The 20,240-nt window shown below is 69.9% G+C and carries 19 protein-coding genes; 7 read left to right on the top strand and 12 right to left on the bottom strand.

Going from position 1 to position 20,240, the window contains the following annotated elements:
* The first annotated feature begins 300 nt into the window (after positions 1-300).
* A complete protein-coding gene (locus ACE1OC_RS19395) occupies positions 301-1,401 on the top strand; it encodes a serine hydrolase domain-containing protein (RefSeq protein ID WP_407838055.1) in 1,101 nt (366 codons plus the stop codon).
* A gap of 492 nt (positions 1,402-1,893) precedes the next feature.
* Positions 1,894-2,826 carry a helix-turn-helix domain-containing protein gene (locus ACE1OC_RS19390; RefSeq protein ID WP_407838054.1) on the top strand — a complete coding sequence of 311 codons (933 nt, stop codon included), beginning with the start codon at positions 1,894-1,896 and terminating at the stop codon, positions 2,824-2,826.
* 183 nt (positions 2,827-3,009) lie between these two features.
* Here the strand turns inward: ACE1OC_RS19390 and ACE1OC_RS19385 are convergent, their stop codons facing one another.
* Positions 3,010-4,605 carry an ice-binding family protein gene (locus ACE1OC_RS19385; RefSeq protein WP_407838053.1) on the bottom strand — a complete coding sequence of 532 codons (1,596 nt, stop codon included), beginning with the start codon at positions 4,603-4,605 and terminating at the stop codon, positions 3,010-3,012.
* Between the two features lie 694 nt (positions 4,606-5,299).
* On the opposite strand from ACE1OC_RS19385, the gene ACE1OC_RS19380 reads away from it, so the two are divergent.
* On the top strand, positions 5,300-5,809 hold the full coding sequence (locus ACE1OC_RS19380) for an HIT family protein (RefSeq protein WP_407841614.1): 510 nt from the start codon (positions 5,300-5,302) through the stop codon (positions 5,807-5,809).
* Positions 5,810-6,077: 268 nt separating this feature from the next.
* Here the strand turns inward: ACE1OC_RS19380 and ACE1OC_RS19375 are convergent, their stop codons facing one another.
* The 4 genes from ACE1OC_RS19375 to ACE1OC_RS19360 all read right to left on the bottom strand — a co-directional run bounded on the left by ACE1OC_RS19375 (position 6,078) and on the right by ACE1OC_RS19360 (position 9,770).
* Positions 6,078-6,770: a response regulator gene (locus ACE1OC_RS19375; RefSeq protein WP_407838052.1), complete on the bottom strand. Its 693-nt coding sequence runs from the start codon at positions 6,768-6,770 to the stop codon at positions 6,078-6,080.
* A complete protein-coding gene (locus ACE1OC_RS19370) occupies positions 6,767-7,942 on the bottom strand; it encodes a sensor histidine kinase (RefSeq protein WP_407838051.1) in 1,176 nt (391 codons plus the stop codon). Before ACE1OC_RS19370 ends, ACE1OC_RS19375 begins: the two co-directional genes overlap by 4 nt.
* 35 nt (positions 7,943-7,977) lie before the next feature.
* Positions 7,978-8,754, bottom strand: a complete 777-nt coding sequence (locus tag ACE1OC_RS19365; protein WP_407838050.1) for a hypothetical protein — start codon at positions 8,752-8,754, stop codon at positions 7,978-7,980.
* 812 nt (positions 8,755-9,566) lie between these two features.
* A complete protein-coding gene (locus ACE1OC_RS19360) occupies positions 9,567-9,770 on the bottom strand; it encodes a hypothetical protein (RefSeq protein ID WP_407838049.1) in 204 nt (67 codons plus the stop codon).
* Between the two features lie 375 nt (positions 9,771-10,145).
* Here ACE1OC_RS19360 and ACE1OC_RS19355 point away from each other — a divergent pair, with 375 nt between their 5' ends.
* Positions 10,146-10,814, top strand: a complete 669-nt coding sequence (locus ACE1OC_RS19355) for a hypothetical protein (RefSeq protein ID WP_407838048.1) — start codon at positions 10,146-10,148, stop codon at positions 10,812-10,814.
* Positions 10,815-11,013: 199 nt separating this feature from the next.
* The gene (locus ACE1OC_RS19350; protein WP_407841613.1) at positions 11,014-11,772 is read left to right on the top strand and encodes a Crp/Fnr family transcriptional regulator; all 759 of its coding nucleotides are present in this window, start codon (positions 11,014-11,016) and stop codon (positions 11,770-11,772) included.
* Positions 11,773-11,842: 70 nt separating this feature from the next.
* Here ACE1OC_RS19350 and ACE1OC_RS19345 read toward each other — a convergent pair whose 3' ends face one another.
* The 6 genes from ACE1OC_RS19345 to ACE1OC_RS19320 all read right to left on the bottom strand — a co-directional run bounded on the left by ACE1OC_RS19345 (position 11,843) and on the right by ACE1OC_RS19320 (position 17,634).
* The gene (locus ACE1OC_RS19345; RefSeq protein ID WP_407838047.1) at positions 11,843-12,880 is read right to left on the bottom strand and encodes a serine hydrolase domain-containing protein; all 1,038 of its coding nucleotides are present in this window, start codon (positions 12,878-12,880) and stop codon (positions 11,843-11,845) included.
* An 87-nt stretch (positions 12,881-12,967) separates the two neighbouring features.
* The gene (locus ACE1OC_RS19340; RefSeq protein WP_407838046.1) at positions 12,968-14,065 is read right to left on the bottom strand and encodes a glycosyltransferase family 4 protein; all 1,098 of its coding nucleotides are present in this window, start codon (positions 14,063-14,065) and stop codon (positions 12,968-12,970) included.
* On the bottom strand, positions 14,062-14,598 hold the full coding sequence (locus ACE1OC_RS19335; RefSeq protein WP_407838045.1) for a dCTP deaminase: 537 nt from the start codon (positions 14,596-14,598) through the stop codon (positions 14,062-14,064). The genes ACE1OC_RS19340 and ACE1OC_RS19335 overlap by 4 nt, the downstream gene beginning before the upstream one ends.
* Positions 14,595-15,131, bottom strand: a complete 537-nt coding sequence (dcd, locus tag ACE1OC_RS19330; RefSeq protein WP_037793181.1) for a dCTP deaminase — start codon at positions 15,129-15,131, stop codon at positions 14,595-14,597. Before dcd ends, ACE1OC_RS19335 begins: the two co-directional genes overlap by 4 nt.
* Positions 15,128-16,357 carry a metallophosphoesterase gene (locus tag ACE1OC_RS19325; RefSeq protein ID WP_407838044.1) on the bottom strand — a complete coding sequence of 410 codons (1,230 nt, stop codon included), beginning with the start codon at positions 16,355-16,357 and terminating at the stop codon, positions 15,128-15,130. Before ACE1OC_RS19325 ends, dcd begins: the two co-directional genes overlap by 4 nt.
* Positions 16,354-17,634 (bottom strand): UDP-N-acetylglucosamine 1-carboxyvinyltransferase, encoded by a 1,281-nt coding sequence (locus tag ACE1OC_RS19320; protein ID WP_407841612.1) that lies wholly within the window; start codon positions 17,632-17,634, stop codon positions 16,354-16,356. The genes ACE1OC_RS19325 and ACE1OC_RS19320 overlap by 4 nt, the downstream gene beginning before the upstream one ends.
* Before the next feature lie 214 nt (positions 17,635-17,848).
* Between ACE1OC_RS19320 and ACE1OC_RS19315 the strand changes: the two genes are divergently transcribed.
* Both ACE1OC_RS19315 and ACE1OC_RS19310 read left to right on the top strand, forming a co-directional pair.
* The gene (locus tag ACE1OC_RS19315) at positions 17,849-19,126 is read left to right on the top strand and encodes a helix-turn-helix domain-containing protein (protein WP_407838043.1); all 1,278 of its coding nucleotides are present in this window, start codon (positions 17,849-17,851) and stop codon (positions 19,124-19,126) included.
* Complete coding sequence (locus tag ACE1OC_RS19310) at positions 19,123-19,677, top strand: flavoprotein (RefSeq protein ID WP_407838042.1); 555 nt, start codon at positions 19,123-19,125, stop codon at positions 19,675-19,677. The genes ACE1OC_RS19315 and ACE1OC_RS19310 overlap by 4 nt, the downstream gene beginning before the upstream one ends.
* Positions 19,678-19,725: 48 nt before the next feature.
* Here the strand turns inward: ACE1OC_RS19310 and ACE1OC_RS19305 are convergent, their stop codons facing one another.
* The gene (locus ACE1OC_RS19305) at positions 19,726-20,184 is read right to left on the bottom strand and encodes an ImmA/IrrE family metallo-endopeptidase (RefSeq protein WP_407838041.1); all 459 of its coding nucleotides are present in this window, start codon (positions 20,182-20,184) and stop codon (positions 19,726-19,728) included.
* Positions 20,185-20,240: the final 56 nt, after the last annotated feature.

Below are 20,240 nucleotides of genomic sequence, written 5' to 3'. Positions count from 1 at the left end.
GAGAATCAGTGCGCCGAAGAGTGCTGCCGGCAAAGCTGCCACGATGATCGCCGCAGTGGTGCTGGCGTGGGCGCGGAAGGCTCCCGTTCGGACCTGAGCCTCTGCCCCATTGTCCCAGGCCCCCGCTGTCGGGGCACTTCGTGGCCATGGGGCCCCTGGCAAGCCGCGATGTGTCAAGGGGGGTGGCCGCCCGCCCGTTCGGGGGTCGGGCGCAATGATCTCGTGCCGGTGTCCTGGCAGAGTCGTCGTCAAGCCGCTGAGCGGCCCATACGGGCCGGGCCACGACCAGGGGGAAAACACGTGTACCGCAAGCGCATCGCCACCGCAGTCCTGCTCGCCGCAACAACCATCGGGGCGTTCGTTCCCGCAGCGGCGGCCCGGCCAATCGACCCGGTCCAGCGGCAGTTGGACCTGCTCGTCGCCGCGGACAAGGTCCCGGGCGCCCTGGCGTACGACGGCAGGACGACGCGTACCGCCGGTGTCGCGGACCTGGAGTCGGGCCGGCCCATGGTCGATGAGCGGGGGCGGATCCGGGTGGCCAGCAACACCAAGGCGTTCACCGCGGCAGCGGTGATGCGCCTGGTGGCGGACGGGCGGATACGGCTGGACGACCGCGCCGGCCGATACGTGCCACAGCTCTCCGAGCACACGATCACGATCAGGCAGTTGCTCAAGCAGACCAGCGGGCTGCCGGAGTACACCGTGCTGGTCGACTGGACCCGGCCCGGTACGCCCGAGGACTATCTGGCCCTCGCGCTCAAGGAGAAGCCCGGCTTCGAGCCCGGCACCGCCTGGGGCTACTCCAACACCAACTACCTCGCGCTCGGCATGGTGATCGACAAGGCATCGGGGGTCGGCTTCCGCACCTACATCGAGCGCACGATCCTGCGCCCGCTGCACCTGGACGACACCTACTGGCCTACGCCGGGCGAGCTGTCCCTGCGCGGGCCGCACGCCCGCAACTACGGCATCCATCCGGCCGCCCCGGAGGCCGGCCGGATGGATCTGACCGAGCTTCCCGGGTACGAGTTCGGCGCATCCGGTGGCCTCGTCTCCACTCCCAAGGACCTCAACGCCTTCTGGGACGGACTGTTCGGCGGCCGCCTCCTGCCCGGCTGGGCGGTGCGCCAGATGACCCACGACACCACCGCGGTCGGTGGGCGCGACGTCTACCCGGCGGGCAGCCGCTACGGCTACGGCGTCGCCTCGATCCCCCTCAGCTGCGGCGGCGTCTACTGGGGCCACGGCGGCGACCTGCCCGGCGACTCCGTGGGCGGAGGCCGCGCCACGGCAGGCCGCGGCACCGTGACCGTCTACACCACGACCTGGGCGGCCGAAGGCGAAAGCCTGCGCCACCTCCAAGGGGCGGTGGACGCGGCCCTGTGCGCCAAGCGGCGCTAGCCTGCCGGCGCAGCCGAGGCCGGGGATCAATCTGACGCCCTGCAAGAGGACTTGTGGCATGCGCAGGGCGCGCGGGCCCTGTGGCGCGGCGACGGTGACACAACGGCCCCGGCGCATTCACACGCCGGGGCCGCCCTTCCGGGCCGCCGCACTCGGGCGCCCGGTGCGCGATGACTGCGTCGGACGTGGTGGGTGTGTTCGCACGGGTGCCCGGCGGTGCGAGGGGGCCGCTTGCCGGCCCTCCGGAAGGCGGAGAGCGTCAGGTCGGAGTCAGTCGAAGCGCTGGCATATTGCACAGAAACCTGCATCTGATTCCTCTTAATTTGAACCGGAAAATATGGTCAACCAGCTTGGCGTGAATGCGAGTTCAGGCTGCTTCTTCGCCCGGCGCAATCACCGTGCACGACACGGAGTCAAGGCGGATCCGGCGGCCCCGACCATGGCAGTCTGTTCGCTAGTGCAAGGTCCATTTGGAGCGGAGGTACGTGTCTTGTGGGCGTCACTGTGAATCCCACCGTGAGCAGGCGCCGGCTGGGGTCGGAGCTGCGCAGGCTTCGGGAGGTCAGCGGAATGACGACGCAGCAGGTGGCGGAACGCCTGCTGATCTCCCAGCCCAAGATCAGCCTGCTGGAGAACGGTCACCGCCTCATCAAGCCGCGCGACGTGCGCGATCTCTGCGCGCTGTACGGAGTCCAGGACCAGCGGCGTGTTGACCACCTGATGCAACTGGCCAGAGAATCGGGTCAGCAGGGCTGGTGGAATTCCTACGGCGACATCTCGTACGGCGCCTACATCGGCCTGGAGGCCGCGGCGGCCGCCATTCGTTCCTACGAGCCCATGGTGATCCCCGGCCTGCTGCAGACTCCCGCCTACGCCCAGGCGGTCATCGCAGGAACGATCCCTCACGCCACTGCCGAACAGGCCGCCACACGCCTCCAGGTGCGGCTGCGGCGCCAGAGCCGGTTGGGTGCCCCGCGCAACCCGCTGCGCTTATGGGTCGTACTGGACGAATCGGCGCTGCGGCGCGTCGTGGGCGGCTGTGAGGTGATGCGGGAACAGCTGGACCATCTGATTCACCTCAGCGCCCGGCCGCACATCACCCTGCAGGTTCTCCCTCACGACGTGGGTGCGCACCCGGGTGTCTCGGGACAGTTCGCGCTGCTCGAATTTGCCGACGCCACCGATGTGAGCGTGGTGTATCTCGAGAGGTTCACCAGCGACCTCTATCTGGAGAAACGATCCGACGTGCGGCGCTACAGCGATATGTACGCGCACTTGCAGACCCAGGCGCTGGGTCCGGACCGTACGCGCCATTTCCTCGACGATGTCGTCAAGACGTACGGCGGTACGGAATTCTGCCCTGACCTCTACCGGTCAGGGCATGGGGTTCAGCGCGTGCAGGAGCCCTGTCCTTCGATGTCCTGACGGCGAGTCCGTCAGCGGATCCGGGCCGCCGGCTCTGGGTCCCTCGAGTCCACCGAGCCCCTGGACGACGAATCCAGGGGCTCGGCCGCCGAACGGCTGACAGGGGCGTCCCATGTACTTGACCGGCCTCCTGCCCCGGCCCCCGATGGCTCAGGGGCGGGAGGTGGTCACGTCCGCGATGGGCTAGTCCTGTCGAGTCGCCGTACGTCGGACTCGCTTCATGGTGAAGAGGACCGAGCCTCCGATGAATGCGAGCGCGGCTGCGGAGGCGGCCAGGATGCCGGGCCCGCTGCTTGCGTGGTTCGCGGCGAGTGCGGGCGACGCTCCCTCCGGCTGCTGGCGGGTGGCGACGCTCACTGGGGCGAAGTTGACGCTCTTGGCCGCGTGGCCGGCGCCCAGGGGGCCCAGGACATCCTTGACGTTGCCCGGCAGGGAGTTGGCCCATGGAGGCTTGCCGTGGTCGTCGCGGCCGTGGCCGGGTCCGCCGTCGTCGGGCCCGTCGTGGCCGTGGCCGGGTCCGCCGTCGTCCTCGTCGTCATGACCGTGGCCGGGTCCGCCCTCGTCGTGGTCGTGGTGCCCGTGGCCGTGCTCGCCGTGGTCACCCTTCTCGCCCTTGTCCCCGCGCGGCCCCTTGGGCCCTGCGGGTCCTGCGGGTCCGGCAGGTCCGGCAGGTCCTGCGGGTCCTGCGGGTCCGGGTGCGCCGACCGGTCCGGGGCTGCCTACGGGTCCGGGTGAGCCGGTCGGGCCAGGTGCGCCGGGGGACCCGGGGGCACCGGGCGAGCCGTCAGGGCCGGGTGCGCCGGGCGAGCCGGTCGGGCCTGGGGCGCCTGGGGCACCGGGTGAGCCGGTCGGGCCGGGTGCGCCGGGGGATCCAGGGGCACCGGGCGAGCCGTCAGGGCCGGGTGCGCCGGGTGCGCCGGGCGAGCCGGTCGGGCCGGGTGCGCCGACCGGTCCGGGGCTGCCTACGGGGCCGGGCGAGCCGGTCGGGCCGGGTGCGCCGGGTGATCCGGTCGGTCCGGGGCTGCCTACGGGGCCGGGTGAGCCGTCAGGTCCGGGTGAGCCGGTCGGGCCAGGGCTGCCGGTCGGGCCGGGAGAACCCGTCGGGCCGGGAGAGCCGGTCGGTCCGGTCGGGCCGGTCGGTCCCGGAGGTCCGGGCGGGCCAACGGCGCAAGCCGCCCTCGTAATCGTGTTGTTGTCCAGCGTGACCGCGCCGTTGCGCGCGAGGGCCCGGCCTTCGATCACGGCGCCGGTGTTCACCGAGATGGACTCCAGGGCCAGGATGTTGCCCTTGAACTGGGAGGTCGTGTCGATGGTGGCGGAGCTGCCCACCTGCCAGAACACGTTGCAGGCGTTTGCGCCGTTGATGAAGGCCACGACACTCGCCGGAGCCGTGATCAGGGTCGAGGGGATCCGGAAGATGAAGACGGAGGCGGGGTCGTTCTGGCCGTCGAGAGTGACCGTCCCGGTGATGCCCACGGTCGACGGGGCGGTGTAGACGCCGGGCGCCAGCGTGAGTCCGCCGATCTCGGCCGAAGCGAGCACGTTCCCCGGTCCCCGGCCTGCCGCGTCGTTGTATGCGGTGACGAGGTCGTTCTTCGCCTGAAGGGCGGCGGCGTTGGGTGCGATGCGCTGCACTCCGTTGACGATGCCGGGCGGAAAGCCGGTCACCGATGTGCCCGGATAGAGTCCCAGGTCGCCGTTGATGATGGTGGGGGTGTTCGTGTTGGTGACCGTCGAACCGGCCAGAACCGCGTAGTTGGTGGCGGTCCCCAGCCCCACGGGGGCTTCCGCGGCGTGAGCGTATTGCGGGACCAGAGTGGCCGCCGCAAAGAGCGCGGTGGGAAGCAGGAAGATGGCTCCCTGTTTGAGCAGTCTTTGTTGAGGCCTTCTGTCGGGTGGATCCGACCGAATGGCATCCAAGGCCATAGCAGGACCTTTCTGTTGCTTCGAGCCTCAGTCCTCCCGAAGGAGAACCTCGGGCGCCCGTGACGGTCACTGGACAGGGCGGAGGCCCCCCACCTGCGATCCCTCGTGGAGGTTCACCCTGGGCGGGGCGAGCGACTCCCTGCCAGAGGTAGTAATACGCCGTTACCTGCCATTTCCCACGCATATTGCAGGGCAATACCCCGTATATCGTAAAAATGGGTCTACATGGGCGACGGAACGTCAGGATGCCGGAATTATCTCGTACGCATATGCGAATCCATCGCCTCGACCATGCGCCCGAAGATTCACCGGAAGGTGCTCCGTGAACGCCAACTGGGGATGCTCTGCCGCCCCTTGGGCGCGAGGCGGCCTTGAACCCGTACCGAAGGTGCCTGCCCGGAAACCCATCGGACTTCCCTGTACGAGGCCGGGTCGGCGGGAATGCATCCCTGTCGGGCTCGCTATTCGTGATCACAGCCTCAGCGCCACCTGAAGTCGGCGGGCCGCGGGAGACTGGCGCACCCTACGGAGAGGGGCAGCGGTGTCGATGGACCGATGGCCGATGGATCTTGCGGCATACGTGGAGCGCACGCGGAGCGGTCCGTGCTTCGTCTGCGCCTTCCTCGCCGGGAACCCGGACTACTCGCACGAGACGGTATTCGAGGATGCCGATCACGTAGCGTTCCTGGACAGGTGGCCCACTGTGCCGGGCAAGGTTCTCGTTGCACCGAAGGCGCATGTCGAGCATGCCGTGCGCGACCTGGGCAAGGAGGCTTACAGCCGGCTCATGCTTTTCGTCCGGGAGATCGCCCTTGCCGTCGAGGCTGTCTGCGAGCCGGAGCGGACGTACCTCTACTCGCTCGGCAGCCAGCAGGGCAATGCGCATCTGCACTGGCACGTGGCCCCCCTGCCGGCCGGGGTCCCGTACTCGAAGCAGCAGTTCCACGCTCTGATGACGGAGAACGGTGTCCTGTCGCCGTCGCCGGACCAGGCGGCCGAGACCGCCGCGCGCCTGCGCGAGGCGCTCATCGCCCGAGGCATCGCCACGGAGGGGTAACCGCCGTTTAGGGAAGGAGACTTGCGAGAGTTCAGGCGGGCCAGGCCTTGAAAGGGCGAGAGGCCTAGACAACGACGAAGCCCCAGGTCGCTGACCTGGGGCTTCGTGAGGGGCTGCCCGTACCCGTATCGACCGCTGTTCACCGCTCGGAAGGGCACGGATGGGGCACGGGCCGGCCGCACGGAGAGCCGCAGTGTTCTGGTCCTGCTCGCCGAGTGGATGCTCAGGCGGCAGCGTTCTGGTACCCGGTGTGGGTCGGGGCCGTCTCTCAGCGCGCTCCCAGGCCACCGTCGGAGGCCGACACGACTCCGGACTCGTACGCCGCTATCACCAGCTGGGCGCGGTCGCGGGCGCCCAGCTTGGCCAGGAGGCGGCCGATGTGGGTCTTCACCGTGCCCATGCTCAGGTGCAGACGCGCCGCGACCTCGTCGTTCGACAGGCCCCGCGCGATCAGCTCGAGGACCTCGCGCTCCCGCTCCGTCACTCCCGTCAGCGGGGCGGGACCCCGGCTCGGGGCCGGGTCGCGCCTGCTGGTGAAGTCCTCGATCAAGCGGCGCGTGACGGACGGAGCCAGCAGGGAGTCGCCCGCGGCGACGACCCGGATGGCGGCCAGAACCTCCGCCGGAGGGGCGTCCTTGAGGAGGAAGCCGGAGGCACCGGCCCGTAGGGCCGCGTAGACGTACTCGTCGAGGTCGAACGTGGTCAGGATCAGCACCCGTACCCCGGCGGTCTCCGGGGAGCCGCAGATCTGCCGGGTTGCCTCGATGCCGTCCATGACGGGCATCCGAACGTCCATCAGGACCACGTCCGGTCGGTGCAGGCGGGCCAGTTCGATGGCTTCGGTCCCGTCACCCGCCTCTCCGACGGCGGTGAGACCGGGCTCGTTGTCGACGAGGATCCGGAAGGAGCCCCGCAGCAACACCTGGTCGTCGACGACGAGTACCCGGGTCGCGTCGGTCATTCGGTCCTCCCCGCGCCGTCCCGGGGCAGGCGGGCGGAGACCATGAAGCCACCCTCGGTACGAGGGCCCGCGCTGAATGTCCCGCCGTACGTCATCGCTCGCTCCCGCATGCCCACCAGGCCGTGCCCGCCCGGCGGCGCGCGGTCGGGGCCGCGCACGCCGTCGTCCGTGACATCGATGCGCACCTCGCGGGGGTCCGCCTCGACCGTCACCCGGCAGCGTGCGGGGGCCGCGTGCTTCACCGCGTTGGTGAGGGACTCCTGGACGATCCGGTGAACGGCCAACGAGATTCCGGCGGGCAGACCTTCGTCCGGGACCCGGACCGCGAGCTCCACCGCCACGCCGGCCCGTCGGGCCTGATCGGCCAGCAGGGGGAGGGCGTCGATGCCGGGCGTCGGGCCCAGCGGTACGTCGACGGCGCCGGCGTCGGCGCGCAGCACGCCAAGGGCGCGTCGCATGTCGGTCATGGCGGCGCGGCTGGTCTGCTCGATGACACGCAGGGCGTCCACAGCCTCCTCCGGGCGGTGCTGGGCGACGTGACCGGCGACGCCCGCTTTCACGGCGATCAGGCTGAGGCTGTGCGACACGATGTCGTGCAACTCGCGTGCGATCCTCAGACGCTCCTCGACGATGGCACGTTCGGTGTGGCGGGCGGCGTGGTCCGCTTCCCGGGCCCGGCGGGCGCGCACCGCGAAGCCCGCCGCCCAGCCGCCGCCCAGGACCAGCCAGACGATGGCGGCGACACCGGCCGCCCCGCTCCAGCTCTCGGCCGGGGTGACCACGGCCTCCCCGGTGAGCACGGCAGCCGCCGAAGCGGCGAGTGTGGCGGCCAGCACCGGTACGGAGTGGCGCGGGGCCCGGGTGAGGGCGACCGCGTAGAGGGTGAGGCCGACCGCGAGGTACGGCTCGCGCGTGATGTCCAGGAGGGTGGCGGCGACGGCTCCGGCAACGGCCGTCAGCGCGGCCGGCACGGGCCACCGCCGGCGGCCCCCGACCGGGAGGCCGACCGCTGCGGCCACGAGCAGGCCCGCCCACACCGGTCCGGTGTAGGCGGGCTGGGTGACGCTGCCGGACATCCGGGCGAAGCCGGCGTACGTGGCGGCGATCAGGATCGCGGCTATCGCGTCGAGTGCGAGGAGACGGCTGTCGTGCGGTCGCCGGAGGAGACGCATGGCCCGACCGTACATCGTCAACCGGCCGTACATCGTCAACCAACCTGACCGGCAACGGTCATGACCGCGAGGGCCGTGATCACCGCGGCGGTCCAGCACAGCACGGCGGCCCGGCGCGGTGCCGGGCCGTCGCGAAGGACGGTGACACCCAGCGGGACGAGGGCGACGCAGAGTCCGGCGACAGCCACGACCGACAGCGGAGTGGTGCCCTTGAGCACGCCGAGCGGCAGCGCGGCGGCCGCCGCGAGGGCGAGGGCGCGTACCGAGCCGAGTATCCGGGCCCGCCAGGCGCCGATGGCGAGGAGCAGCCAGCCACCCATGATCGCGACGTTGAGGGCGCTGAAGATGTGGAAGGCGCCGTACGTCTCGCCGACGAACCGGGCTGCGGCTTCGGTGCCTTGCCGGTCGGCGAGCTGGTAGGCGAGGTGGTCCACACCGGCGTGGAAAGTCCGGGCGAAGAGCCCGAGGACGGCGAAGATCCCGCCCCACAGGGCCAGTCCGGGACTGCGGTGGCCGATGCGGGAGGCGAGTGCGGCCAGGGCGGGCCAGAGCAGGACGGTTCCGGCGGCGAAGGCGCCGTAGGAGGCCGCGATCAGGCCGGGGTGCTCGACGCGGGCGGCGAGCTGCTCGGGGTAGAAGAAGTGGAACGGAAGTCTCAACAGGACTCCAGTGCCCAGGAGTAGCGGCCCGGCGACCAGCGAGACTCCGCCCGCCCAACGCCCGGGAAAGCCCGACCACTCCATCGGCAGCAGCCGGGCCTTCGCCGGGACGGCGGTGTCGTCTACGAGGGGTGTGCTCCGTATGGTCGTCATGCCGTGAACGATCCCGCCCGCAAGGGCCCCGCCGCGTCGGAGCACGGTCCGCTTCCCGGCATCGGCCCCAGGTCCGACGATGCCCTTCTCCCCAGCCCGGTGTCGGACCACGGTCCGACACCGGGCGGGACACTGGTGCGCTAGTGGTGCGCGACTCCTGAATAGGTCTAGACAACGACGAAGCCCCAGGTCGCTGACCTGGGGCTTCGTATCTGAGCGGATGACGGGAATCGAACCCGCGCTATAAGCTTGGGAATCTATGGTGCGGAACGTGGTCGTATGGCTCCTGACCTGCGGGAATCGACCCTCCGAAGCGCCTCCCGGGGCCTCTCTCCGCTCCGGTTGCGACCGCTGTTGACCGTCCCTAAGGGCACGATTGGGGCACGCCCCTCATGGAGGCACCTCACTGGGGGTGAGGCGCACGAATCGACCGCGAGTTGCCGCCGCCGGTAGGGCTGCTGGCGCCTGGAATTGCTCTCGCAAGCGGTCCCGAAGCGGAGCTGCTCGTCGGAGGTGACGCATGGGGCGTCTGCCCGGAACTCAGCCGGTCCGGCATCCCTGTCTCCTGGGCTATTGACTCCCCGGCCTCGTCGCGCCCTGATCGTCTTCAAGCTGGGGTGGTCTGCGGCGGCACCTCACTGCGCCGGGGACCGACACCCGCACCGCCGAACATGAGGCCGCCGCGTGCTGACCTGGGCCCAACCTGACGCACTTGCCCACCTACGCCGCGGAGCCTTCATCCGGAGGTGGCACCGCGGGATTCGTCCGATCCGGCATCAGGCCGGATCGGAAGCGACGACCAAACCCTTAGGTCAGCGGATGAGGGTGCGCAGCGCCAGGATGCTAGCTCCGCTGGCGGTCAGCCCAGCGAGGATCGCGCCGGCGATCGGCCCACCGCTGAGGAAGGTCAGCCCGCCGACGACTAGGCCGATGAACGTCGCCATCATCAGGACGAGTGCGGTGTGGACCGTCAGAAACGGGCCAGGCTCGGGCGAGGGCGGTGCGGGCAAACTCACGATGGCTCCTAGATTTTCGGGTTGTCAGACGCCCTCTCCTACGTGCAGTGAAGCCTGCGCCCCCACGAACTCTCTTCACCGAACGGTCTCTTAAAAGACCCTTGAGAGAGTCCGTGGGGTGCCTGCGTGGGGCGCACATACAAGGGGTCATCGACCGGGGCAGCTCGGTCGCCGCCAAGAAGAAAGGGACACAGGATGCAGGGCGACGACGCGGGCGGGCAGTCCGCGGCCGCGCGCGCCCGTCGGGACCTACAACCTTTAGACGAGTCGGACCGACGTGACCTGGGCTCACTAGTGTGTGGGACGGACCTGGGGCAGATGAGCGCCAGGCACCGCCAGGAATCCCGAGACCTGAGAGCGAGCATCGACCGCAGGATGGCCGACAGGCAGATCGTCGAGGTCCTTGCCGCGGAGGGGTTCGAAGGTCCCCAATACGTCCGGTTCGTCGAGGAACTCGTGCGGTACGGGATTTCAGTCCTGCGCGGCTGGATGCACTCAGGGTTCATCTTTCAACTGGTTGCCGATCGAGGGTTCAGCCTCAGCCCCCAGGAACGCGATCTGGATGAACTGGCCAGGGACAGCGACGTGAGGGAGGAATTGGCGAATATGACCGTGGCTACCGCCTTGCCGCGCTTTCGCCAGCGAGCCCTCGTCGAAGGAAGCTGGACCTTCGAGGGAGGCGCCAGTATTGCCACCTACTTCATGGGGGCATGTGTGTACGACTTCCCCAACGAGTTCCGCCGGCACCGCGCCGCCCGCGAACGTCACCGCCGGGCCCTCGAGCGGCAACAAGATCTCTACGAGCCCATAGCCGGCGGTCTGAGCATCGCCGACCAGGTCCTGGGCAACCTGGGCGTCCTGGATGCTCTCAACAGCATCAACAACCCCACAGCACGAGCGGCCGTGGCCCTGACCATCGACGGCTACACCCAGGACGAGATCCGCCAGATGCTGGATGCATCCTCGGTGCGGGCCATAGAAGGTCTGCTTCATCGCTGGAGGACCAAGGCCAAGCGCGAGCGAGGAGGCGGCGGCCATGAGTGACATGGAGCAGGACTTCGACGGTTTGCTGGAGGAGTCGTCTCTCGGCACCGCCGGGGCCCGTCAGCTGAGAGGCCGGACCTCTCTCAGCCAAGCACAGGATGCAATGCGCGGCAGCAGCCAGCCCGACAGCCTCGACACGCCGTCCGACGGCGCGAGCGCATCGAGCCGCTCTTACAGCTCTCTACGTTCACCGAGGGCCATGGAGCCCGCTCAAGCCGGTGACGCAGAGGAGAGCGCACAAGCTGTGCACCGAACGACCTACTTGGGTCTGCTCGAGTCGGCCGACCGGAGCGCGCTGCTTGCGCTTGGCAGGGAGCTGCGCGTCGCCCCCCGTAGCCTGCTGATCCACCAGTCCGATCCTTCCACCCATACCTTGCTGATCACCCATGGCTGGACGAAGGCTGTTGCCTCGTCGGCGAACGGCTACCAGGCCCTGCTTGACTTCTACGGCCCTGGCGACATCGTCGGCGAGGCTGCCGTGCTCGCGGGCCGCTCGCGTGATGCCAACGTCATCGCCCTGGAACCCGTGCGAGCCGTTGCCGTGTCAGGAGATGCCTTCCGGGACTTTCTAGCTCGTTCTCCTCAGGCGACGTTGCCGTTGCTCCAAGTCCTCGCCGACCGTGTACGGGCGGCAGACCGCCGCCGCGAGGAGTTCGTCTCCCTGACGGTGCGTGAGCGATTGGCCTCGCTGCTTCTTGAACTGGCTCGCACCGTAGGTCACCGAACCGAGGAGGGAATCGAACTCGCCGTACCGCTGACCCAAACAGAGCTGGCCGGGTCTGTCGGCGCGTCGCGCGAGACGGTGATGCGCGTCCTGAAGGACCTACGCGACCGCGGGGTCGTGATTACCAAACGCCGAGCCCTGGTGATCGCGCGGCCCGATGCTCTCCGGCAACCGCACCGAGACGACAGCCAGCGGGAAGATGCTCGTTTGCCCGCTGCGCCGACCACTGCGTAGACGAGTACAAGTCCTCCGGTGACCTCACCAGCAGCAGCGAGGTCGCATCAACTTCCGGGAGGACGCTGGGTTAATGCGTAGGCATCACAGCAGCCCGGAAGGCGTTGCGGATCTCGGCGAGGGGTTCGCGGTCGCGGTTGTATCGGAGCTTGTTGGTGAGGAGGATGGCCCACCGGTCTTGGCTGGGGCTGATCCACATGCCGGTGCCGGTGAAGCCGTAGTGGACCCAGATGTCCTCGGCGGGGTCGGTGCCGGGGGCGGGGTGCCAGAAGAGGCCGCGGGCGGGGGTGAGGTCGCCGGTGTGGAGGCGGAGGGAGTCCTTGATCCAGGTGGGGCCGAAGGTGGCCTGGGCGGGGGCGAGCATGTGGCGGAGGAAGAGCGCGAGGTCGTCGAGAACGGAGAAGGTGCCGGCGATGCCGCAGACGCCGCCGAGGAGACGGGCGGAGAAGTCGTGGGCGGTGCCCTTGAGGTGGGTGCCGGTGGTGTCGTCGTACTCGGTGGGGGCGCAGCGGGCCGCCTCAGCATCGGGGAGGGGGCCGAAGCGGGTCCCGGTCATGCCTAGTGGGCGCCAGATGCGGTCGGTGGCGAGCTGGTCCAGGGGCTGGCCCGCGAGGTGCTCGGCGAGGTAGCCGAGGATGAGGGCGGCTCGATCGGTGTATTCGACGGCTTCGCCGGGCGGGCGGTGGAGGGCCTCGTGAAGGACCCCGTCGCGGATGTCCTGGGGGTCGGTGCCGTAGAGGTTCTTGAGGTTGGCACGCAGGGGCAGCCCGGCGGTGTGGGTGAGTAGGTGATGGGTCGTGGCCTCGTCCAAGGGATGACCCGCGACTTCGTCCCAGAAGGCGCCCAGGGGAGCGTGGAGCTGGAGTTTCCCCTCTTCCACGAGGGTGCCGATCGTTGACCAGACGGCAAGAATCTTGGTGAGGCTGGCCACGTCGAAGACGGTGTCCAGCCGCATCGGCTCGTCCGGTTGGGTGGGGTCGAGGAGGCCGACGGCTCCGCTGGCCTCGATGCCGTCGGCGTCCCCGACCGCCCACACCGCGCCGGGGTAGACCTCGTCGCGCACTCCGGTCTGCAGGAGGGCTTCGATCCGGTCGCTGGTGTGGGTCATGGTCTCCCGATCGTCGTGGGTCGCGGGTGGTCCACTGGCCAGGTTAGTGACGCGGCCAGGGCAGTGCCCGCTGCGCCACAGGCGGGGTCAGGCGAGCCGTCGGCCGAGCTCGGAGATGGCTGCGACGGTGGTGCTGAGAGGGAAGCGGGCGGCGTTGGTGCGGCCGGATGCCCGGAGCATCTCCAGCAGGCCGGGGGTCGTGCGCAGGCGGTGGAGATCGTGGGCTGCGGTGGTCGCGTTGGTGAAGTCGGTTGCCAGGCCACTGCCGGAGAGGGCTTCGCTGAGTCCGGGGACCGGTTGGTAGAGGACAGGGAGTCCGCAGGCCTGGGCTTCGAGCGCGACGAGCCCCATGGCCTCCAGGGTGGTGGAGGGCACGGCAAGGACGTCGTGGTCGGCGAAGACCTTCCAGAGCTGTTGCCGGCGGAACCAGCCGAGGTAACGGACGTGGACGCCATGCTGGCGGATGACCGGTGTGAGGTCGTGGAACTGGGCGCGCGGGACGGCGATGCTCAGCTCGACCGAGGGGGTGGCCGAGATGGCTTGCAGGAGGGGTTCGAGCCCCTTCTCGGAGCTCAGGCGCCCGGCGAAGAGCACTCGCAGATGGCTGGCGGGGCGCCGGGCGGGCCGGGGTGGTGGGCTGGTGAGGAGGTGGTCGGGGACGCCCCAGGGGATCTTCTCGATCTTGCGCCTGTCCGTCTTGGGAGTGAGCTTGAGGAGGCGGTCGGCCATGGCACCGGTGGGGACGACGATCGCGTCGGCTTCGGAGGCGGCCTCGCGCAGGACGCGGAGCTGGGTGCTGTGGTTCTCGGCATACAGCAGGTCGGTTCCGTGGACGAACGCGATCCGCGGGTGGGCGGGCAGCGCCCGCAGGAGAGCGGGGGTGGCGCCGAAGGCGAGGTGGTGCAGGTGCAGGATGCCGATCTGACGCGGGTCGATGGCGGTCGCCATGGCGTGGCGCAGGTTCGTGATGTACCGGCTGAAGGCGGGTCCGCTGATGGACTTGCCCGAAGCGTGGAGGAGGTTGAGGCCGGCGGGCGTGCGGGGTCGGGGACCGTCGGGAGCGAGCATGAAGGCACGGGCGGGGATGGCGGGTTGTGCGCCGGTGTAGAGGTCGAGGAAGAGTTCGACGCTGCCGCCGGGGCTGGGGTACGGCAGGTCGAGGGCGGTGGCGACGAGGGCGTTCATCGACGGCCTCCGGGGTTCTCCTCGTAGAGGCGTGACGTCTCGATGCCCTCGCTGGTGCGGTACTTGAGGCCGTGTTGCTGGTAGCTGGCGGGGGAGCCGTGGGTGCGGAGGAAGACGAGCTTGCCGAAGGTCATGCCGGGCCGGACGCGTACGGGGCGGGTGGCTCGGATCTCCAGGGTCCAGCGGATCGCGTGGCCCTGGTGCCCGAGCGGCGCCGATACGTGGACCCAGATGCCGAGGGATCCGGTGGTCCGGTCGCCGTTGAGGAGCTGGGCGTAGGTCTCGGAGCCTGTGCGCTCCAGGGTGTGGCCGAGGTAGAGGTGGCCGGGCTCCAGGACGTATCCGTCGTCGGGGAGGGCGAGCTCGCGGAAGGCGGTGGGAGCGGCGGCGTCGAGGTCCCCCTCGCAGACCCGGAGGTTGCTTCCCAGTCGCCAGTCGTACGCGTTAGGGGAGAGGCGCCTCGGGTCGTACGGGTCGATGGCGAGGTGGCCCGCGGCGTGGGCGGCGGCGATGGCACGTCCGGTCAGGATCACGACGCCGCCTCCGACGCGTCGAGGTCGCGCCAGTAGGCGGAGGACTGGGGACCGGAGGCCGCCTGGTACTTGCCCGCGTACAGGTCTACCGCGCCTTCGGAGACGAAGAACATGATCTGCCCGATCCTCATCCCGGCGTAGACACGGACGGGACGGGTTGGGGTGAGCATCAGCGTCCACTGGCCGTGGAACCCGATGTCCCCGATCGGTGCGGTGATCTCGACGAAGAGGCCGAGGCGGCCCACGGAGGAACGGCCGAACAGCAGCGGGACGAAGCAGTCGGAGCCCACCTCCTCCTGGGTGTGCCCCAGGTAGAGCTCGCCGGGCTGCAGCGTGTACCCGTCGTCACCGATCTGGATGCGGCGCGTGGGATTGGGGCGATGGGAGTCCAGGACCTCCTCCGTGTAGGTGAGAAGGACCGGTCCGAGGCGGACGTTGTAGCTGTTCGGGTTGACCTGGGTGGGCAGGAACGGACTGATGCGCAACCGCCCGTCCTGCGACGCGGACGTGATCTCGGGGCCGGTCAGGATCACTGGTCGTCTCCGTTCGTCAGCATGCTCCGGATCGCCGAGCCGAGGACGAGGCCGGCGGGGTGGGTGCGGCCGTCGAGGCAGCTGTCGGCCAAGTAGTCGGTGGTCAGCACGCTCGTCAGCCCGGCCGGAAGGGGGTCGGGGGAGGTGACGAGTGGGCCGACCCGTTCGGCGAGGTGCGCGATGAGGGCCTCGGGATCGTGGCGGTGGGCCGGCGCGACGCGGGCCTCGACCAGGGTGTTCGCGAATGGCTCGATGGTGAGCAGGTCACCCGTGGTCAGGACCTCGCCGAGCAGGGTCGTGCGAACGGTGGTCTCGTTCAGAACGACCGCCTCCCTGCCCAGTCCGCTGTGGAGCCGGTCGGCGACGGCCTGGAGGAGGGCCCGGCGGTCGAGCTGGTGATTCCGGTAGGGCTTCGCGATCCGTCCGAGGGGTTCTGCCAGCTGGGCCTCGACCGTGGCCATGCGGTCCCGCAAGGAGGCCAGCTCGAGCGGCAGGTCCGGTGCTACGGCCTCGGCGGAGTCTGGGAACAGGGCCGTACGTCCGACCCAGCCGACGGAACCGGGCGCCGCGATGGCGTAGCCGACGGCGAGTTCGCGGCCCTTGAGGACGACGGTGTTGCCGACGCGGGCAGGGCCCGTGTGCCGGCTGTGGCAGTGGCCCGCGAAGATGACGTCCAGGAAGGGACAGGCTTCGGCGAGCTTGAGGTCTTCCTCGAATCCGGAGTGGCTGAGGAGCACCCAGGAGTCGACCTCGTGGTGGTGCGCGAGCATCAGTTCGCGCAGCGCTTGCACCGGGTCGGTTGCCCGGTGTCCGGACCGCTGGCCGACGGGGATCGAGTCGAACGCCTGGAGACCGATCACCCCGGTGACGGCCGTACGCCGACCTGCGACCTCCACGATGCGCAGGCGCTGGAAGAGGGCGCTGCCGCTCGCGGCGTCGACCGTGTTCGCGCACACGGTCCTTCGGCGGAGCACCGGCTCGAAGTAATGCGGCCAGCCGTGGTTCCCCGGTGCGATGACGTCGTACAGGCCGAGCAGGATCTCCCGTTCCAGGGCGCCCTGGCCAAGCCGGTAGTAGCCGGTGCCCTCGAAGAAGTCACCGCAGTCGACCAGGAGATTGTCCGCTCGCGACTGGTGAAGGTGGCCGAGCAGCAGGTCGCCCGCGCCGAGGGCGGAGTGGACGTCGGTGGTGGCCATGATCTGGCGCACCGAACGGCTCGTGGTCATGGGGTGACCTCGCAGATGTCGGCGCCGAGGTGGAGGAGCTTGCCGGGCAGGTCGGCGTGGCCTCGCCGGAGCTGGTCGACACCGCCGAGGGTGGTGACCCCGCGGGCGGTCAGAGCGGCGACCATCAGGGCGGATCCGGTGCGGATGTCCGTGGCCTCGACACCGGCGCCGGTCAGGCGCTGCGGCCCGGTCAGCCGGCACTCGGTGGGCGAGATCTCCTCGATCTTGGCGCCGAGCCTGGCCAGCTGAGGAAGCAGGTTGCCGTGGCGGCCCGGGTTGATCGAATCGGCGAACAGGTGCGTGCCGGGCTGGCTCAGGGCGAGGGCCATCAGCGGGGGCTCGAAGTCCGCGTCCAGGCCGCCCGGCGACAGGGTAGCGATGGCCCGCAAGGGTTGACCTGTCGGCCGGGCGTTTCCGCCGTCAACGAGGAGGGCCTCGTCTCGGACTGAGGTAGGGATGCCCAGACGCTGGAGCGCGGCCTGCAACGGCACGAGGTCGCGCCCGCGGATGCCCTCGATCCGAGCGTTGCCCCCGGTGGCGGCCACGGCACAGGCCAGGGTCCCCGCCTCGATCTTGTCGCCCGGTACTCGCCAGGCGGGGATCTCGGCGGGGACCACCGCGGTCGTGAGGTCGAGGACCTGCTCACTGACCCGGGCCTCCCAACCCGCCGAGCTGAGGGCGTCCAGCACAGCGAGGACTTCCGGCGACAGGTTCGGCAGACCCAGGCGCAAGGCCCGGCCGGAGACGACCGCACGGAGCACGGCGGCGATCGTCGCGCCGCGCGACCGGAAGGGCAGTGCGAGGGAGACCACGCCGGTGCGCCGTTCACCGGCCTCGACCATGTAACCGGCGTCCTGGACGGTCACGCGGTCGCCGAACGCCTCGTAGACCTTGAAGTGCAGGTCCATCCCGCGCTCCCCGATCCGGCAGCCACCGGGCCAGGGCAGCCGGGCGCTGCCCTGTAGGGCGAGAAGGGCGGGCACCAGGTAGTAGGAGGCCCGGATACCCGCGGCACGGCCCAGATCGGGAGCAGTGGGTGGGGTCTCCGGTGCCATGACCAGCAGGCAGCCCTGCTGCCCGACGGCCTGAGCGACATGCCAGCCGGCTCCCTGGAGCAGTGCCAGCATGGACTGGACGTCGGCGCTGGCCGGGACGTTGTCCAGCTGAACCGTCCGTCGCACGGCCGCCGCTGCGGCCAGCATCGGCAGGGCGGCGTTCTTGGAACCGTCGACGCTGACGGAGCCGGACAGCGGGCTCCCAGGGCGTACGGCGATCACCTCAGGGTTCGATGCAGAGGCTTGGGTGAGTGCCACGATCAACTCCTCCTGGAGGGGTGCGGTTCCACCAGGCAACCGGTTCGTGGACGGGCTCCGCGATGTCCTGTGCGGGCGCTGCATTGCTTATGCAGGTTGTGCATGGCGGGCAAGTTCCCTGCCGCTAGGCTCGGTTGAGCAGGCAGGATCGGTCTCGGCAGAAGGGGCCGTGGCGCAGATGGCCGACACACAGGGCGAGGCACACCGCATCGGTGAGCTGCTCCGCCAAGCGCGGGTCTTACGGGGCCGCTCACAAGCGGACGTGGCCGCCGATCTGGGCTACCACCAGTCGAAGATCAGCCGCCTGGAGGGCGGGCGCGGAACCGAGGACATCCGAGTCCTCCGAGAAGTAGCCCGCGTCCTGCGGATCCCGCCGGCCCACCTCGGGCTGGCGGAGACCGCCCTGGAAGCCGAGCCCGACGATCCGGAGACCGAGGACATGCTGCGCCGCCGTACCCTGCTTGCCGCCAGTGTCACCATGCTCGCTACCCCCGTACCCGTGGCGGCGGCGCATCCGGCCCTGGTCCAGGCTCTGCTTCCCGGCGCACCGCCGGCTTCGACGACCGAGTCACCCTCCGCGGAACAGCTTCGGCAGCGAGCCATGAACGTGCGGCGGCTTCTGACCACATGCGACTACGCGGAGCTGGAGCGAACGCTTCCCGGCCTGATCACGGATCTGCGCCAAGCGGCCCGCAGTTCAGGGCAGCCGGAGGAGGTGTCCCGCTTCCTGGCCACTGCCTACCAGACCTCGGCCAGCCTCTTCCTCAAGCGGGGAGACGCGGGTACGGCGTGGCTCGCCGTCGGCCGGGCCATGGCCGAGGCGGAGCGCTTCGGTGACCCGCTCGTCCTCGCCGCCAGCGTTCGGCTCCAGGCGCACGTCCTGGTGCGTGAGCAGCACGCTCGCCAGGCGGTCACGCTGATCCAGCACACCGCTTCCCAGCTCACCGGCTCGTACGACCGCCGCTCTCCGCACCATCTCGCCGTCCTCGGCCTGCTCCTGCTTCGCGGAGTCACGGCCGCGAGCCGCGCCGGCGACCGAGCCGCGACCAGCGAGTTCGTCGCCGAAGCGAAAGAGGTCGCGCAGTACATCACTCTGGACCAGCCGGACGTCTGGGCCAACTTCAGCCCGACCAACGTCACGCTGCACCAAATCAGCGCCGCCGTGTCCTTCGGTGACGCCGGCATCGCCCTCGACGCGGCCCGCCCGCTTATGCGCCGCCACATCCCGGTACCCGAGCGCCGAGCCGCCCTCTGGATCGAGACCGCCCGGGCCTACGCCCAGCAGGGTCGTCTCGCCGACGGCTATCAGGCCCTGCGGATCGCCGAGACCTGCGCCGCCCAGGACGTACGCCGTCCTGCCGTCCGCGAACTGGTCGCCGACATGGCCGCCCGGGACCGCCGTCGTACGCTGCCAGAGCTCCACCACTTCAGCCGCCGACTGGGAGTACCCGCGTGACCGAGCCGCAGCGCAAGCCCTTCCTGTACGTCGTCGTTTGCGCGGCCGGGGTGGCTGACGATGTCGGCAGACTGATCAGCGCCGCACAGGAGCGGGGCTGGGACGTGGGTGTGGTCGCCACACCTCAGGGGCTCGGCTTCCTGGACGCCGCGGCTGTCGAGGCCCAGACCGGGTACCCGATCCGCTCGGCGTGGCGTTCACCCGGCGAGGCAAGGCCGTTCCCGCCGGCCGACGCCATCGCCGTCGCACCGGCCACCTTCAACACGGTCAACAAGTGGGCGGCCGGGTTCGCGGACAACCTCGCCCTCGGCATCCTGTGCGAGGCCACCGGCATGGGAGTCCCGACCGTGGTCCTTCCGTACGTGAACAGCGCCCTCGCCGCTCACCGGGCGTACCAGAGAAGCCTGGCCGAGCTCCGCGAGATGGGAGTCCTGGTCAGCAGCTACCAGCCCCACCCTCCCAAGTCCGGCGGAGGCGCCGACCGCTTCCCCTGGCTGGAGGCGGTCGAACTCCTGGCCCCAGACATCCGTACCGAGGCCGAACGTCCTTGAGGCGCGGCGCAGTCGGAGAACACCGTGCCGATGCTCTGAGGTTTCGGGCTACTGAACGAGGTGGAGTACGGGCCGTTGCTCCTGGACGCCGAGCAGATCTCGAACGCGCCTGTTGGCCCAGGCCAGTTCATGTGCCAGCTCGGACACCGAGAGATTCGTTTCCTTGGCCGCCAAGTCGAAGGCCTGACCGAGCAGCGAGGGCTGCTCACCGGAGAAGTTCGAGACCGATTCCGGCGTGAAGCCGGGCTGGCCATCGAGCGCGCGCAGACGCTGGTATGTCCTGCTGGCGGTGGCGTCGGAAATCAGTCCCAGCTCACGGCATCGGTAGACGAGCGACTGGAGGGAGACCCCCCAGACCCCTCGCAGCTCCGCCAGCCGAGCGATATCCATCCGCCTGGGCAACAGGGGCAGGATGCTGGACTGAGGTGTCAGGAACTCGGCCGCGAACGCGTCAGCCGCCGGCCTCGTAGCCGCCGACCGCTCCACCGGCCCGGCCTGGGCCCGCAAACCCCCAGGCCATCGGCCCGTATGGCCCATCCCATCCCTGAACGACGAACCGGTCC

Source organism: Streptomyces stoeckheimensis (assembly GCF_045822005.1).
Classification (GTDB): domain Bacteria; phylum Actinomycetota; class Actinomycetes; order Streptomycetales; family Streptomycetaceae; genus Streptomyces; species Streptomyces stoeckheimensis.
The sequence above is the reverse complement of the archived record's forward strand: the minus strand, read 5'-3'. Positions and strand labels throughout refer to the sequence as shown.

Excerpts from the sequence above, each read along its gene's own strand:
- ACE1OC_RS19350 (WP_407841613.1), top strand. The coding sequence starts at position 11,014 with ATGGAGCCCGCTCAAGCCGGTGACGCAGAGGAGAGCGCACAAGCTGTG.
- ACE1OC_RS19340 (WP_407838046.1), bottom strand. The coding sequence starts at position 14,065 with ATGAACGCCCTCGTCGCCACCGCCCTCGACCTGCCGTACCCCAGCCCC.
- ACE1OC_RS19380 (WP_407841614.1), top strand. The coding sequence starts at position 5,300 with ATGGACCGATGGCCGATGGATCTTGCGGCATACGTGGAGCGCACGCGG.
- ACE1OC_RS19315 (WP_407838043.1), top strand. The coding sequence starts at position 17,849 with ATGGCCGACACACAGGGCGAGGCACACCGCATCGGTGAGCTGCTCCGC.
- ACE1OC_RS19355 (WP_407838048.1), top strand. The coding sequence starts at position 10,146 with ATGGCCGACAGGCAGATCGTCGAGGTCCTTGCCGCGGAGGGGTTCGAA.
- ACE1OC_RS19345 (WP_407838047.1), bottom strand. The coding sequence starts at position 12,880 with ATGACCCACACCAGCGACCGGATCGAAGCCCTCCTGCAGACCGGAGTG.
- ACE1OC_RS19370 (WP_407838051.1), bottom strand. The coding sequence starts at position 7,942 with ATGCGTCTCCTCCGGCGACCGCACGACAGCCGTCTCCTCGCACTCGAC.
- ACE1OC_RS19325 (WP_407838044.1), bottom strand. The coding sequence starts at position 16,357 with ATGACCACGAGCCGTTCGGTGCGCCAGATCATGGCCACCACCGACGTC.
- ACE1OC_RS19365 (WP_407838050.1), bottom strand. The coding sequence starts at position 8,754 with ATGACGACCATACGGAGCACACCCCTCGTAGACGACACCGCCGTCCCG.
- ACE1OC_RS19375 (WP_407838052.1), bottom strand. The coding sequence starts at position 6,770 with ATGACCGACGCGACCCGGGTACTCGTCGTCGACGACCAGGTGTTGCTG.